We start from the raw sequence: 13,808 nt of genomic DNA, 5'->3' as shown, positions 1-13,808 counted from the left end.
CAGCCAAGCCAGTTGCGCTTGCGCGCAACGCGCCATGCCTGGCGCACAAACAAAAACGCCTCGATCAATGATCGAGGCGTTTTTTTATGTCTGCTCGCCGGTTACGCGGCAATCGACACCTTGAGCTTGTTCATCGCGCTCTTTTCCAGCTGACGAATACGCTCGGCCGACACGTTGTACTTCTGCGCCAGGTCGTGCAGCGTGGCCTTTTCTTCTGCCAGCCAGCGCTGGTAGAGGATGTCACGGCTGCGGTCGTCCAGCACTTCCAGCGCTTCGTGCAGGTTGTGGTTGGAGTTATCGCTCCAGTCGGCATCTTCCAGTTGACGCGCCGGGTCGTACCGGTGGTCTTCCAGATAGTTGGCCGGCGACTGGAAAGCGCTGTCGTCGTCTGCTTCGGCAGCTGGGTCGAAGGCCATGTCATGGCCGGTCAGGCGACTTTCCATCTCGCGCACTTCCCGAGGCTCTACGCCGAGGCTTTCCGCCACACGATGGACTTCCTCGTTGTTCAACCAGGCCAGACGTTTTTTCTGGCTGCGCAGGTTGAAGAACAGCTTGCGCTGGGCCTTGGTGGTCGCGACTTTCACAATGCGCCAGTTGCGCAGGATGAACTCGTGAATTTCCGCCTTGATCCAGTGCACAGCGAACGACACCAGGCGCACGCCCATTTCCGGGTTGAAGCGCTTTACGGCCTTCATCAGGCCGACGTTACCTTCCTGGATCAGGTCAGCCTGAGCCAGACCGTAGCCGGAATAGCTACGGGCGATATGTACGACAAAACGCAGGTGGGCGAGCACCATCTGCCGAGCCGCCCCCAAATCCTGCTCATAGTAGAGACTCTCGGCCAGTTCACGCTCCTGCTCCGGCGTCAGCAATGGAATGCTGTTGACGGTGTGCACGTAGGCTTCCAGGTTCGCACCCGGAACCAACGCATACGCAGGTTGCAAAGAATTGGTCATACGAAAAAACCTCCCACTTACATACTCGTGCCTCTCGGCACTGCGAAAAATTGACCGGGAAATCAAGTACAAGTTCCCAAAAAACCGCGAGGTCAATCACGCGCAAAAAAGATTCTACTTCGGCGCCAGCTCCCTGAGATGACGTGCGACTGCAATCCATGCACCGATATAACCCAACAGCACCGCGCCAAGCAAGAGAGACAGACCGTCGGCAACCGGCACACCGGCCAGTGCGAAATCACTGCCATACAAACCGGCCAGCCCGACGACCGCGTCGTTCAACCAGTCAAGGCCAAACGCCAGCACGCCCCAGGAAAGGATCCCCGCACCGAAACCATACAGCGCGCCCATATAAAGAAAGGGCCTGCGCACATAGCTGTCAGTGCCGCCCACGAGTTTAATCACTTCTATCTCTGTGCGGCGGTTTTCAATATGAAGACGAATGGTATTGCCTATCACCAAAAGTAATGCAGAAACCAAAAGCACGGTCAGACCGAAGACAAAACGGTCACCCAACTTGAGGATGGCTGCCAGACGCTCGACCCAGACTAGATCAAGCTGCGCCTGTTGTACCTTCGGCAACTCGGAAAGTTTTTGTCTTAATGCTTCAAGGGCCGGCTTGTCGACTTCGGTCGGTGTCACCAGCACCACGCCAGGCAGCGGGTTTTCCGGCAGCTCCTTGAGCGCCTCACCCAGGCCGGACTGCTGCTGGAACTCTTCCAGCGCCTGATCCCGCCCGACATATTCGGCATCGGCCACGCCGGGCATGCCCTTGATCTGCTCGCGCAGCGATTCGCCTTCAGCGGGGCTGGCTTCAATTTGCAGGTACAGGGAAATCTGCGCCGCACGCTGCCAGGAACCGCCCAGACGCTCGACGTTACTTAGCAGAAGTGACAGCCCCATAGGCAAACTCAGGGCTACCGCCATCACCATGCAGGTGAAAAAACTGCCGATCGGCTGCTTGCCGAGGCGGCGCAGGCTGTCCAGCAGGCTGGCGCGGTGGCTTTCGACCCAGGCACGGAACAGCGTGGCAAAGTCCGGGCCGTCATCGTCGTCGTGTTTTTTCTTCTTCGGCTGTGGATCGGCGGCTTTCGGGGCCACGCGTTCGGAAACCTTCGGACTGCGTGTTGCGCTCATTCTGCAGCCTCCCCGTCGCCGATCAATCGGCCGCGTTGCAGGGTCAGCATGCGATGGCGCATGCGTGCAATCAGCGCCAAGTCGTGACTGGCGATCAGCACGCTGGTGCCCAGGCGGTTGATGTCTTCGAACACGCCCATGATTTCTGCCGCCAGACGTGGGTCGAGGTTACCGGTCGGTTCGTCCGCCAGCAGCAAGGCCGGGCGGTGAACGATGGCGCGGGCAATGCCGACGCGCTGTTGCTGACCGGTGGACAGGTCGCCAGGGTACAAATCGGTCTTGTCCGACAGCGCCACGCGCTCCAGGGCCGAATCCACGCGTTTGGCGATTTCAGCCTTGGACAGGCCAAGAATCTGCAACGGCAGCGCAACGTTGTTGAAGACGGTGCGATCGAACAGCAACTGATGATTCTGGAACACCACGCCGATTTGCCGGCGCAGGAAAGGAATCTGCGCGTTGCTGATGGTGCTCAGGTCTTGCCCGGCGAGCAGCAGCTTGCCGCTGGTCGGGCGTTCCATGGCCAGCAACAGGCGCAACAGCGTGGATTTACCCGCGCCGGAATGCCCGGTCACAAACAGAAACTCACCCCGACGAACTCGAAAGCTCAGCTCATGCAAGCCGACGTGACCGTTCGGGTAGCGTTTACCGACCTGTTCGAAACGAATCATGAACGCTCCCGCTCGGCAAACAGTGCCTGGACAAAGGGTTCAGCTTCAAAAGTGCGCAAATCGTCGATGCCTTCGCCGACGCCGATGTAACGGATCGGCAAGCCAAACTGCTTGGCCAGGGCGAAGATCACCCCGCCCTTGGCGGTGCCGTCGAGTTTGGTCAGCGCCAGGCCGGTCAGCTCGACGGTCTGGTTGAATTGCTTGGCCTGGTTGATGGCGTTCTGGCCGGTGCCGGCATCGAGCACCAGCAGCACTTCGTGCGGCGCGTCGGCGTCGAGCTTACTGATGACCCGGCGAACCTTTTTCAGTTCTTCCATCAGGTTGTCTTTGGTGTGCAGACGACCGGCGGTGTCGGCGATCAGCACATCAATGCCACGGGCCTTGGCGGCTTGCACGGCGTCGAAGATCACCGAAGCGGAGTCGGCGCCAGTGTGCTGGGCGATCACCGGGATCTTGTTGCGTTCACCCCAGACCTGCAATTGCTCAACGGCGGCAGCGCGGAAGGTGTCGCCGGCGGCGAGCATGACTTTCTTGCCTTCCAGTTGCAGCTTCTTCGCCAATTTGCCGATGGTGGTGGTCTTGCCGGCGCCGTTGACGCCGACCACCAGAATCACGAACGGCTTGTTCTGCGAGGTGATTTTCAGCGGTTGCTCGACAGGCTTGAGCATCGCTGCCAGCTCGGCTTGCAGGGATTTGTACAGCGCATCGGCATCGGCCAGTTCTTTGCGCGCGACCTTTTGGGTCAGACGCTGAATGATCACCGAAGTGGCCTCGACGCCGACGTCGGCGGTCAACAGGCGGGTTTCGAGGTCATCAAGCAACTCGTCATCGATGGCTTTCTTGCCCAGGAACAGGCTGGCCATGCCTTCACCGATGCTGGCGCTGGTTTTGGACAGACCTTGCTTGAGGCGGGCGAAGAAACCGGCCTTGGACTCTTCGGTGCGAGCAGGCTCGACCGGGGTTTCGACTGGCGCAGCGACGACGGGCTCGATTGCAGGTGAAGGTTCGGGCATCTGAACAGCCGGCGCAACGAATGCCGGAACGATAGGCTCGGGCGCAACCTCAACGATTGGCTCAACCACCTGAACCTGAACTGGCTCTGGTGTAAATGCAGTCGGCGCAGGAATCGGCGGCGTCACATGCGGCGCCAGCTCATCTTCGACCAATGCCACCGGCTCTTCCGCCACCGGCAAGGTCAGCCATGGCTCCGCGACCGGAGCCAGCGGCAACTCGGCCGCGACATCGATTACAGATTCGACGACCGGTTGCAGCACCGGTTCGGCGATGGGCAACACCACCGGCGCAGGTTCTGCTTCTATTACCGGCGCCGGCGCGGTTGTTGGCTCAGGAAGTGGCTGTGGCTGTTCGACGACGGCTTCCTGCGGTTTTTTGCGCAGCCATCCGAACAGGCTTTTCTTCTCGCCAGCCGCAGCTGGGGTCTTCTTGTCGTCGTTGGAACCAAACATGGAGGACGGCTATCTCACGGTAGCGACGCGCCAATGGCGCCCCGGCAAATAAATATTCGATGCAGAACAGACTGCGATTGACCCAGCTTGTTCACGCGCAACATTTTGTCGAGGCGCTCATCGGCGCCTCAAAGAATCGATTTGTCATAGGACTAAAGCAGCAAAATCGGCGAAAAAGCAGAATTCAGTTGATAAATTCACACCTTCCGTCGCAAACCCATTCAACCTGATCGAGCATAAAGGCCTGATAGGCGTGGCCGCCGCTAAAACGGATCAGTATCCTAGCACCCTCTCGCCCGCTGACGCTAAGAACAAGCGGGCAGCCCCAAAGGTTTAAAAACGAATGAATGCTCTAGCCCGCCGCGCCGCAGGCCTGCTGCTCAGCACAGTTTGCCTGCCCCTCTCGGCCCTGGCTGCCGATCCACAACCGACCCACGAATTCACCCTCGACAACGGCTTGAAGGTCGTCGTGCGCGAAGACCATCGCGCGCCGGTGGTGGTTTCCCAGGTCTGGTACAAGGTTGGTTCCAGCTACGAGACACCGGGTCAGACCGGCCTGTCCCACGCCCTGGAACACATGATGTTCAAGGGCAGCGAAAAAGTCGGCCCCGGCGAAGCGTCGCTGATCCTGCGCGACCTCGGCGCCGAAGAGAACGCCTTCACCAGCGACGACTTCACCGCGTACTACCAGGTACTGGCCCGCGACCGCCTGGGCGTGGCCTTCGAACTGGAAGCCGACCGCATGGCCAGCCTGCGCCTGCCACCGGACGAGTTCGCCCGGGAAATCGAAGTCATTAAAGAAGAGCGTCGCCTGCGTACCGACGACAAACCCATGTCCAAGGCCTACGAGCGCTTCAAGGCCATGGCGTACCCGGCCAGCGGCTATCACACGCCGACCATCGGCTGGATGGCGGACCTGGACCGCATGAAAGTCGAAGAGCTGCGCCACTGGTATGAATCCTGGTACGTCCCGAACAACGCCACGCTGGTGGTCGTCGGCGACGTGACGCCTGAGGAAGTCAAAACCCTGGCCCAGCGATACTTCGGCCCGATCGCCAAACGTGATGTGCCTGCCGCGAAAAAACCGCTGGAACTGGCCGAACCCGGCGAACGCCAGATCACCCTGCACGTGAAGACCCAATTGCCGAGCCTGATGCTGGCTTTCAACGTGCCGAGCATCGCTACTGCTGAAGACAAGCGCTCGGTGAATGCCTTGCGTCTGATTTCCGCGTTGCTTGATGGCGGCTATAGCGCGCGCATTCCGACTCAACTGGAACGCGGAGAAGAGCTGGTGTCCGGCGGTTCGTCGAGCTACGACGCCTACACCCGCGGCGACAGTCTGTTCACCTTGTCGGCAACACCGAACAGCCAGAAAAAGAAAACCATCGCCCAGGCCGAAGCCGGTTTGTGGAAGCTGCTTGAACAGCTGAAAACCACCGCACCGACCACTGAAGAACTGGAGCGCGTGCGCGCGCAGGTTATCGCCGGCCTCGTTTACGAGCGCGATTCGATCACCAGCCAGGCCACCGCCATCGGTCAACTGGAAACCGTCGGCCTGTCCTGGAAACTGATGGACACCGAACTCGCCGACCTGGAAAGCGTGACCCCGGAAGACATCCAGAAAGCCGCCAAGCTGTATTTCACCCGCGAACGTCTCAGCGTCGCCCATGTACTGCCGGAGGAGACGACTCATGAGTGAACATAAAAAACCACGCCTGGCCCTGCTGGGCCTGATCGCCGTCGCCCTGATCGGGTCCGCCGCGTTCTATTTCTCGAAGACCGACGAGTCCAACGCCAGCGAAGCACTGGACAAGGCCAAGGCCAGCCAGAAGCTGCAATCGCTGACCGAACTCAACGGCAAGGAGCCGAGCCACCGCAAACTCGACGTGCAAACCTGGAGCAACGCCGAAGGCGCCAAAGTCTTGTTTGTCGAAGCCCGTGAGCTGCCGATGTTCGACATGCGCCTGATCTTTTCCGCCGGCAGCAGCCAGGACGGTGACGCACCTGGCCTGGCCCTGCTGACCAACGCCATGCTCAATGAAGGCGTGGCGGGTAAAGACGTCAGCGCCATCGCCCAAGGCTTCGAAGGCCTGGGTGCCGATTTCGGCAACGGTGCCTACAAAGACATGGCGGTTGCGTCGCTGCGTAGCCTCAGCGCACCGGATAAGCGCGAACCGGCGTTGAAGCTGTTCGCTGAAGTCGTCGGCAAACCGACCTTCCCTGCCGACTCGTTCACCCGCATCAAGAACCAGATGCTCGCCGGCTTCGAATACCAGAAACAGAACCCCGGCAAACTGGCCAGCCTCGAACTGATGAACCGCTTGTATGGCGACCATCCGTACGCGCACGCCAGCGATGGCACGGCGAAAACCGTTCCGACCGTTACCCTGGCGCAACTGCGTGCCTTCCACGAGAAAGCCTACGCGGCCGGCAACGTGGTGATCGCACTGGTCGGCGACTTGTCCCGCGCCGAAGCCGAAGCCATTGCCGCACAGGTTTCCGCCGCCCTGCCCAAAGGCCCGGCCCTGCCGAAAATCGCCCAACCGACCGAACCCAAGGCCAGCATCGGCCACATCGAGTTCCCGTCCAAGCAGACCAACCTGATGCTCGCGCAACTGGGTATCGACCGTGATGATCCGGACTACGCAGCATTGTCCATGGGCAACCAGATCCTCGGTGGTGGCGGTTTCGGCACTCGACTGATGAGCGAAGTGCGCGAGAAACGCGGCCTGGCCTATGGCGTATATTCGGGCTTCAGTCCGATGCAGGCGCGCGGCCCGTTCATGATCAACCTGCAAACCCGCGCCGAGATGAGCGAAGGCACACTGAAGCTGGTGCAGGACGTCCTCGCGGACTACCTTGAAACCGGTCCGACCGAAAAAGAACTCGATGACGCCAAGCGCGAACTGGCCGGCAGCTTCCCGCTGTCCACCGCCAGCAACGCCGATATCGTCGGTCAGTTGGGCGCCATCGGCTTCTATAATCTGCCGTTGAGCCATCTGGAAGACTTCATGCAGCAGTCCCAGAACCTGACCGTCGAGCAAGTCAAAGCGGCCATGAACAAACACCTGAGCACGGACAAAATGGTCATCGTCAGCGCTGGCCCGACTGTGCCGCAAAAGCCGTTACCGGCCCCTACTGATAAACCTGCCGAGCAACCGCTCGGGGTTCCGGAGCATTAATGGCTACTTCCCGTCCTAAAAAACCTGTTCACAACGTGCACAACGGCGTGAACCAACTGCGCATCATCGGCGGCGAATGGCGCAGCCGTAAGCTGAGCTTCCCCGATGCCCCGGGCCTGCGCCCGACGCCGGACCGGGTGCGTGAAACCCTGTTCAACTGGCTTGCACCGTACGTTGCGGGTGCCAAGGTGCTCGACCCGTTCACCGGCAGCGGCGCGCTGTTCCTCGAAGCCTTGTCCCGTGGCGCGGCCATGGGGCAGGCGCTGGATGCCAGCAGTATCGCGGTGTCGAGCCTTAAAGAGCACCTGGGCACACTGCGTTGCACCACCGGCCAGGTCCAGACCGCCGATGCCCTGCGCTATCTGGAAACCCAGACCGCCACGGCTTACGACCTGGTGTTCCTCGACCCGCCGTTCAACCAGAACCTGCTGCCCGCCGTATGCAAGCTGCTCGAAGAGCGCCAATGGCTGGCCGAAGACGCCTGGGTGTACACCGAAAGCGAATCCGCACCGTCGACGCTCGGCCTGCCGGGCAACTGGCGCCTGCACCGCGAGCAAAAATCCGGGCGGGTCTATTATTCGTTGTGGCAACGTATGGCAGAGATCGCCGGTTAATCGACCGGCCTGAACAAGGCGCGCACCGCATACCGGCGCGCGCCGCTGCATCGAGAACAATCGTGTCCCATCCGTCAGAACGCTTCACCCCCGCCTTCGGCCTCAGTAACCCGCACTTGCAGACCTTGTGGGGGCCCCTGTGGCGAAAAACCACGCACATCGAACGCGAACGTGAACGCTTGTGGCTCGAAGATGGCGACTTCCTCGACCTTGACTGGCACGGACCGCACAGCGTTGATGCGCCGTTGGTGCTGGTGCTGCACGGGCTGACTGGCTCGTCTAACTCGCCTTACGTCGCCGGAATGCAAAAAACCTTGGGTGACCGAGGATGGGCCAGTGTTGCGCTGAACTGGCGTGGCTGCTCCGGCGAACCCAATCTGTTGCCGCGCAGTTACCATTCCGGCGCCAGCGAAGATCTGGCCGAAACCATCAAGCATCTGCGGGCCAAGCGGCCTCTGGCGCCGCTGTATGCAGTCGGTTATTCCCTGGGCGGCAATGTCCTGCTCAAACATTTGGGCGAGTCCGGCAGTGACAGCGGCGTGATGGGCGCGGTAGCGGTGTCAGTGCCGTTTCGTCTGGACCAGTGCGCCGACCGGATCGGCCAAGGATTCTCAAAGGTCTATCAGGCGCATTTCATGCGCGAGATGCTGGCCTATATCAAGAACAAGCAGCGGCAGTTCCAGCATGACGGGCGCGAGGATGGCCTGGCGGCGCTGGCCGCGCTCGGCTCGCTGGAGAACATGCGCACCTTCTGGGATTTCGATGGCCGGGTCACCGCGCCGTTGAACGGTTTTGTCGATGCGGAGGATTATTATCGCCGCGCCTCGAGCCGCTACTTCCTCGGGGAAATTCGCACGCCGACCCTGATCATTCAGGCGGCCGACGATCCGTTCGTGTTTCCCCACAGCCTGCCGCACGCCGATGAATTGTCGGCCTGCACGCAGTTTGAATTGCAGGCCAAGGGTGGGCATGTCGGGTTTGTCGACGGTTCGGTCAGGCAACCGGGCTACTACCTGGAGCGGCGCATCCCGCACTGGCTGGCCAACGCAGGTCGCGGGTAAGCCGTGGACGTCGATCAGGGCGAATCGATCCGTTTCTGGCAAACGGCGCCGTTGGCCGGGGTTGAGTTGTTGTCGGCGCGCTACATCGAACACCGCTTCGCCCCACACGTGCATGACGGCTATGTGATCGGCATGATCATGGCCGGTGCCCAGCGTTATCGCTATCGCGGCGCCGAGCACCTGGCGGGCAGCGGCACGCTGGTGCTGATCAACCCTGACGAACTGCACACCGGCCACAAGGGCACGGAGGACGGCTGGCTGTACCGGGCGTTTTATCCGGACAGCGGGCAGATCCTGTCACTGTTGGCCGAACTCGAACTGCCGACCCACAACCCGCCGGCATTCGGCGCCACGCTGTATCGCGACCCGGATCTGGTGAACGGTTTCTGCCAGTTGCATCGCCTGTTGGAAAGTCCGTCGACGGCCCTGCAACAGCAGACTGCCTGGCGGGAATTGATGCTGTCGTTGTTGCAGCGTCATGCGGCGGTGGCAGAGGCTGGCAAACCGGGCAAGGAACATCGGGCGGTGAGGCTGGCCAAGGAGTTGCTGCATGCGCAGCTGGCGGCACCGCCCTCGCTGGAAGAACTGGCGGCGGCGGTGAATCTTTCACCCTTCCACTTCGCGCGGGTGTTCCGTCGCGCTACGGGCATGCCGCCGCACACCTGGCTGATGCAGCAGCGCATCGCCCGGGCGCGGGGGTTATTGCAGAGCGGTTGCTTGCCGTTGGAAGTGGCCACGCAGTTGGGATTTGCCGACCAGAGTCATCTGAGTCGGCAGTTCAAGCAGGTGTATGGGGTTGGGCCGGGGGCGTATCGGAGTTCTCGGCTTTAGAAACGAAAAGATCGCAGCCTTCGGCAGCTCTTACAGGGTTTGAATTCCCATGTAGAAGCTGCCGAAGGCTGCGATCTTTTGATCTTCACTCGCCCTTGGCAACGCCCCGCGCAGGATCATTGATCCACTCGCTCCAAGACCCGGCATACAACGATCCCAACGGATAACCCGCCAGACATAACGCAAACAGGTTGTGGCAAGCCGTCACGCCCGAGCCGCAATACGCCACCAGATCGTCCGGCGAGCGATTTCCGAGTTTCGCGGCAAAGCGTTGCTTGAGTTGATCGGCCGGCAGGAAGCGCCCGTCACCGCCAAGGTTGTCGGTAAACGCCGCGCATTGCGCACCGGGGATGTGCCCGGCAATCGGGTCGATCGGCTCCACTTCACCTTTGAAACGCGGCAGTGCGCGCGCATCGAGCAAGGTCAGTTCCGGTTGAGCGAGACGCTTCTGCAGTTGTTCGGCACTGAGCAACAACGAAGCATCAGGCGTACCGGTGAACGTGCCGCGAATGATCGACGGCGAATCAAGGCTCAGAGGCAAACCCGCCGCATGCCACGCCTTGAGCCCGCCATCGAGAATAAACACGCCATCACGCTTGCCGAGCCACGCCAGCAACCACCAGGCCCGCGCCGCGTAGGCACCCGGACCGTCGTCGTACAGAACCACGTCACTGTCGTTGTTGATGCCCCAGGCTTGCAGGCGCTCGATCAGCTCTGCCGGCTCAGGAAGCGGATGACGACCGGTCACGCCCTTGACCACTTTGCCGCTGAGATCGCGCTCGAGATCGGCAAAACTCGACCCGGCGATGTGCCCTTCGGCGTAGCTGCGCTGACCGTAATCCGGGTCTTCGAGGGCAAAACGACAATCCAGAATCACCAACCCCGGCTGGTCCTTTTTCAGGTCCAGTGCTTGCGGGCTGATCAGTTGCGCAATGGGCATAACGGGCTCCTGTGATGGGCGATTTTCGGTCCTGCTGCATTCGTTGATTCAGATTTCTTCCAGCGCTTGGGCCAGTGGCACGTAAAACTCCTCGAACAAAGCGTTGACCGCCTCACGCGCCTCATCCGTGACGAATCCGGCCTCCAGCACCAGCACTTGATAGACGCCGCGCTTGATCGCTTGCTCGCTGAGGTGGCTGGAGTTCTCCCGCGTGGTGCACAGAAAACGCACCCAGGAAGTGAGGATGATCCAGGCATTGAGGGTCAGGGATTCTATCTGCACCCGGTCCATTTTCAGGATGCCGGCGGCAACGAAACCTTCGTAGATGGCCATGCCCTGAATGACACAGCGCTGGGAAAAGCGCCGGTAACGGGCGGCCAGTTCCGGATCGCTATCGAGCAGATGCTCAAGGTCACGATGCAAAAACCGGTAGCCCCACATCGCCGAGAGCAACTCCTTCAGATAGAAGCGCTTGTCTTCCACCGTCGCAGCGCGCCCCTGTGGCGGGCGCAGGAAACTGTCCACCAGGCTTTCGTACTCGCTGAACAGCACGGCGATGATCGCCTGCTTGTTCGGGAAGTGGTAATACAGGTTGCCCGGGGAAATTTCCATGTGGGCAGCGATGTGGTTGGTGCTGATGCTGCGCTCACCCTGCTGATTGAACAGCTCCAGGCTGTTCTGCACGATGCGCTCGCTGGTTTTGATCCGTGGGGCCATGGCTTGAGCTTTAATTCAGAGTGCGTTGGCGGGCATCTTACGACCTATCTGCAAGTGGATGGAACATCGCCGCGCGGAGGAAGGCATTTGACTTTCTAGAGTATAGACTCTAAAAAGTGCTTCATTACAATAAATCCGGAGCCGACCATGACTGCTGATATTTCCTACCTGCAAAATCTCCAGCAGCCTCTGGAAGAGCTTCACGCCCTGTTCGATTCGCAGCGTGCCGCTTATGCAGCCAATCCAATGCCTCCCGCGGCCCAGCGCCAGCAATGGCTCAAGGCGTTGAAGGATTTATTGAACACCGAACGTCAGGCTTTGATCGACGCGATCAGCCAGGATTTCAGCCATCGCAGCGCCGATGAAACCCTGCTCGCCGAACTGATGCCGAGCCTGCACGGCATCCATTACGCCAGCCGCCATCTCAAGGGCTGGATGCGCGCCTCGCGGCGCAAAGTCGGCGCAGCTTTCCAGCCGGCCTCGGCCAAAGTGGTTTACCAGCCGCTGGGCGTAGTCGGGGTGATCGTCCCGTGGAACTACCCGCTGTACCTGGCCATCGGGCCTCTGGTCGGCGCATTGTCGGCAGGCAATCGGGTCATGCTCAAACTCAGCGAATCGACCCCCGCCACCGGTTTGCTGATGAAAGAACTGCTGGGGCGCATCTTCCCCGAAGACCTGGTCTGCGTGGTGCTGGGCGAGGCCGATATCGGCGTGGCGTTTTCGCAGCTGCGTTTCGATCACTTGCTGTTCACCGGCGCCACCAGCATCGGCAAACACGTGATGCGCGCGGCGGCGGAGAACCTGACGCCGGTCACCCTGGAACTGGGCGGCAAGTCCCCGGCCATCGTGTCCCACGACGTACCGCTCAAGGATGCCGCCGAACGCATCGCGTTCGGCAAGACGCTCAACGCTGGCCAGACCTGCGTGGCCCCTGACTACGTGCTGGTGCCGGAAGAACGCGTCGGGTCTTTCGTTGAAGCCTACCGTCAGGTGGTTCGCGGGTTTTATCCGACGCTTGCGGATAACCCGGACTACACCGCGATCATCAATGACCGACAACTGGCACGCCTTAATGGTTATGTCAGCGACGCCACCAGCAAGGGCGCGCTGCTGATTCCGCTGTTCGAGCAGGGCCAGGGCCGGCGCATGGGCCATAGCCTGCTGCTCAATGTCACTGACGACATGACGGTGATGCAGGACGAAATCTTCGGTCCGCTGCTGCCGATCGTGCCGTACAAGGATCTCGATCAGGCGTTTGCCTACATCAACCAGCGCCCTCGCCCACTGGCGCTGTACTACTTCGGCTATGACAAGCGCGAACAAAACCGCGTACTGCATGAAACCCATTCCGGTGGCGTGTGCCTCAACGACACGCTGCTGCACGTCGCCCAGGACGACATGCCGTTCGGCGGCATCGGCGCTTCGGGCATGGGCCATTACCACGGCCACGAAGGCTTCCTGACCTTCAGCAAGGCCAAAGGTGTGCTGATCAAACAGCGCTTTAACGCGGCGAAGTTGATTTACCCGCCTTACGGCAAATCCATTCAGAAACTGATCCAGAAGCTGTTTATCCGCTAACGGTCGTCACACTCGGGTAATAACAAGAATGAACCCAAGCCTGTCCGATACTCCCGCGCTGTCACGGCGCGGCCTGCTCAAATTCAGCCTCGGCGCCAGTGCCTTTCTCGCCACGGCCGGATTGGGCGCCAGTCTCAGTGGTTGTTCGTCAGGCACTGCGCAAAGCGGTTTCGCAGCATTGCGCAGCGGCGACCTGCTGTTTCTGCGGGCACTGCTGCCGGTGATGCTCAGTGGTGCCGTGTCCGCCGAACGAATGCCAGACGCCGTCGACGGCACGCTCAAAAGTCTGGATTACAACCTCGATCACCTGTCGCCGGAAATGCTCAAGCTGACCCGGCAACTGTTCGATGTGCTCGGCATGGCCGTCACCCGCGGCCCACTGACCGGGATCTGGGGCAGTTGGGAAAACGCCAGCGCCGACGAAATCCGACACTTCCTCGATCGCTGGGAAAACAGCTCGTTGAGCCTGCTGCGTATGGGTCACAGCTCATTGCTGCAACTGGTGATGATGGCCTGGTATGGGCGCAAGGAATCGTGGGCGCATTGTGGGTATCCCGGACCGCCGACCGTTTGAAACCGAGTCGCCCCTATCGCTGGCAAGCCAGCTCCCACAGGTTTTGTGGTGGCCGCACCTTTTGTGAACGACTCGACCCTGTGG

The 13,808-nt window shown here is 60.7% G+C and carries 13 protein-coding genes; 7 read left to right on the top strand and 6 right to left on the bottom strand.

Translation table 11 applies throughout. The annotated features are described in order from the left end of the window. Positions 1 to 101: 101 nt before the first annotated feature. The 4 genes from rpoH to ftsY all read right to left on the bottom strand — a co-directional run bounded on the left by rpoH (position 102) and on the right by ftsY (position 4,227). A complete protein-coding gene (rpoH, locus tag ACW9JC_RS23485; protein WP_150746650.1) occupies positions 102 to 956 on the bottom strand; it encodes an RNA polymerase sigma factor RpoH in 855 nt (284 codons plus the stop codon). 114 nt (positions 957 to 1,070) lie between these two features. Continuing rightward, the gene (ftsX, locus tag ACW9JC_RS23480; RefSeq protein ID WP_338583693.1) at positions 1,071 to 2,093 is read right to left on the bottom strand and encodes a permease-like cell division protein FtsX; all 1,023 of its coding nucleotides are present in this window, start codon (positions 2,091 to 2,093) and stop codon (positions 1,071 to 1,073) included. Further along, complete coding sequence (ftsE, locus tag ACW9JC_RS23475) at positions 2,090 to 2,761, bottom strand: cell division ATP-binding protein FtsE (protein ID WP_095057385.1); 672 nt, start codon at positions 2,759 to 2,761, stop codon at positions 2,090 to 2,092. The genes ftsX and ftsE overlap by 4 nt, the downstream gene beginning before the upstream one ends. Then, positions 2,758 to 4,227: a signal recognition particle-docking protein FtsY gene (gene ftsY, locus ACW9JC_RS23470; protein ID WP_457457939.1), complete on the bottom strand. Its 1,470-nt coding sequence runs from the start codon at positions 4,225 to 4,227 to the stop codon at positions 2,758 to 2,760. The genes ftsE and ftsY overlap by 4 nt, the downstream gene beginning before the upstream one ends. Positions 4,228 to 4,570: 343 nt before the next feature. Between ftsY and ACW9JC_RS23465 the strand changes: the two genes are divergently transcribed. The 5 genes from ACW9JC_RS23465 to ACW9JC_RS23445 all read left to right on the top strand — a co-directional run bounded on the left by ACW9JC_RS23465 (position 4,571) and on the right by ACW9JC_RS23445 (position 9,915). Continuing rightward, positions 4,571 to 5,926, top strand: coding sequence for a M16 family metallopeptidase (locus tag ACW9JC_RS23465; protein ID WP_338583695.1), 1,356 nt, complete (start codon positions 4,571 to 4,573; stop codon positions 5,924 to 5,926). Further along, a complete protein-coding gene (locus ACW9JC_RS23460; RefSeq protein ID WP_457457937.1) occupies positions 5,919 to 7,409 on the top strand; it encodes a M16 family metallopeptidase in 1,491 nt (496 codons plus the stop codon). The genes ACW9JC_RS23465 and ACW9JC_RS23460 overlap by 8 nt, the downstream gene beginning before the upstream one ends. After that, positions 7,409 to 8,023 (top strand): 16S rRNA (guanine(966)-N(2))-methyltransferase RsmD, encoded by a 615-nt coding sequence (rsmD, locus tag ACW9JC_RS23455; protein ID WP_338583700.1) that lies wholly within the window; start codon positions 7,409 to 7,411, stop codon positions 8,021 to 8,023. Before ACW9JC_RS23460 ends, rsmD begins: the two co-directional genes overlap by 1 nt. Before the next feature lie 62 nt (positions 8,024 to 8,085). Then, complete coding sequence (locus ACW9JC_RS23450) at positions 8,086 to 9,084, top strand: hydrolase (protein WP_457457936.1); 999 nt, start codon at positions 8,086 to 8,088, stop codon at positions 9,082 to 9,084. A gap of 3 nt (positions 9,085 to 9,087) precedes the next feature. Continuing rightward, positions 9,088 to 9,915: an AraC family ligand binding domain-containing protein gene (locus ACW9JC_RS23445; protein ID WP_457457935.1), complete on the top strand. Its 828-nt coding sequence runs from the start codon at positions 9,088 to 9,090 to the stop codon at positions 9,913 to 9,915. Between the two features lie 85 nt (positions 9,916 to 10,000). Here the strand turns inward: ACW9JC_RS23445 and ACW9JC_RS23440 are convergent, their stop codons facing one another. Further along, entirely contained in the window at positions 10,001 to 10,855 is an 855-nt protein-coding gene (locus tag ACW9JC_RS23440) for a sulfurtransferase (RefSeq protein WP_457457934.1), read from the bottom strand. Between the two features lie 48 nt (positions 10,856 to 10,903). Then, complete coding sequence (locus ACW9JC_RS23435; protein ID WP_457457933.1) at positions 10,904 to 11,572, bottom strand: TetR/AcrR family transcriptional regulator; 669 nt, start codon at positions 11,570 to 11,572, stop codon at positions 10,904 to 10,906. A gap of 147 nt (positions 11,573 to 11,719) precedes the next feature. Here ACW9JC_RS23435 and ACW9JC_RS23430 point away from each other — a divergent pair, with 147 nt between their 5' ends. Then, a complete protein-coding gene (locus tag ACW9JC_RS23430) occupies positions 11,720 to 13,150 on the top strand; it encodes a coniferyl aldehyde dehydrogenase (RefSeq protein ID WP_457457932.1) in 1,431 nt (476 codons plus the stop codon). 28 nt (positions 13,151 to 13,178) lie between these two features. Then, a complete protein-coding gene (locus ACW9JC_RS23425) occupies positions 13,179 to 13,724 on the top strand; it encodes a twin-arginine translocation pathway signal protein (protein ID WP_338583706.1) in 546 nt (181 codons plus the stop codon). Positions 13,725 to 13,808: the final 84 nt, after the last annotated feature.

It is taken from the genome of Pseudomonas sp. SDO5591_S426, from assembly GCF_054070755.1.
This window is presented reverse-complemented; position numbering and strand designations above follow the sequence as displayed.

Excerpts from the sequence above, each read along its gene's own strand:
- rpoH (WP_150746650.1), bottom strand. The coding sequence starts at position 956 with ATGACCAATTCTTTGCAACCTGCGTATGCGTTGGTTCCGGGTGCGAAC.
- ftsX (WP_338583693.1), bottom strand. The coding sequence starts at position 2,093 with ATGAGCGCAACACGCAGTCCGAAGGTTTCCGAACGCGTGGCCCCGAAA.
- ftsE (WP_095057385.1), bottom strand. The coding sequence starts at position 2,761 with ATGATTCGTTTCGAACAGGTCGGTAAACGCTACCCGAACGGTCACGTC.
- ftsY (WP_457457939.1), bottom strand. The coding sequence starts at position 4,227 with ATGTTTGGTTCCAACGACGACAAGAAGACCCCAGCTGCGGCTGGCGAG.
- ACW9JC_RS23465 (WP_338583695.1), top strand. The coding sequence starts at position 4,571 with ATGAATGCTCTAGCCCGCCGCGCCGCAGGCCTGCTGCTCAGCACAGTT.
- ACW9JC_RS23460 (WP_457457937.1), top strand. The coding sequence starts at position 5,919 with ATGAGTGAACATAAAAAACCACGCCTGGCCCTGCTGGGCCTGATCGCC.
- rsmD (WP_338583700.1), top strand. The coding sequence starts at position 7,409 with ATGGCTACTTCCCGTCCTAAAAAACCTGTTCACAACGTGCACAACGGC.
- ACW9JC_RS23440 (WP_457457934.1), bottom strand. The coding sequence starts at position 10,855 with ATGCCCATTGCGCAACTGATCAGCCCGCAAGCACTGGACCTGAAAAAG.
- ACW9JC_RS23435 (WP_457457933.1), bottom strand. The coding sequence starts at position 11,572 with ATGGCCCCACGGATCAAAACCAGCGAGCGCATCGTGCAGAACAGCCTG.
- ACW9JC_RS23430 (WP_457457932.1), top strand. The coding sequence starts at position 11,720 with ATGACTGCTGATATTTCCTACCTGCAAAATCTCCAGCAGCCTCTGGAA.
- ACW9JC_RS23425 (WP_338583706.1), top strand. The coding sequence starts at position 13,179 with ATGAACCCAAGCCTGTCCGATACTCCCGCGCTGTCACGGCGCGGCCTG.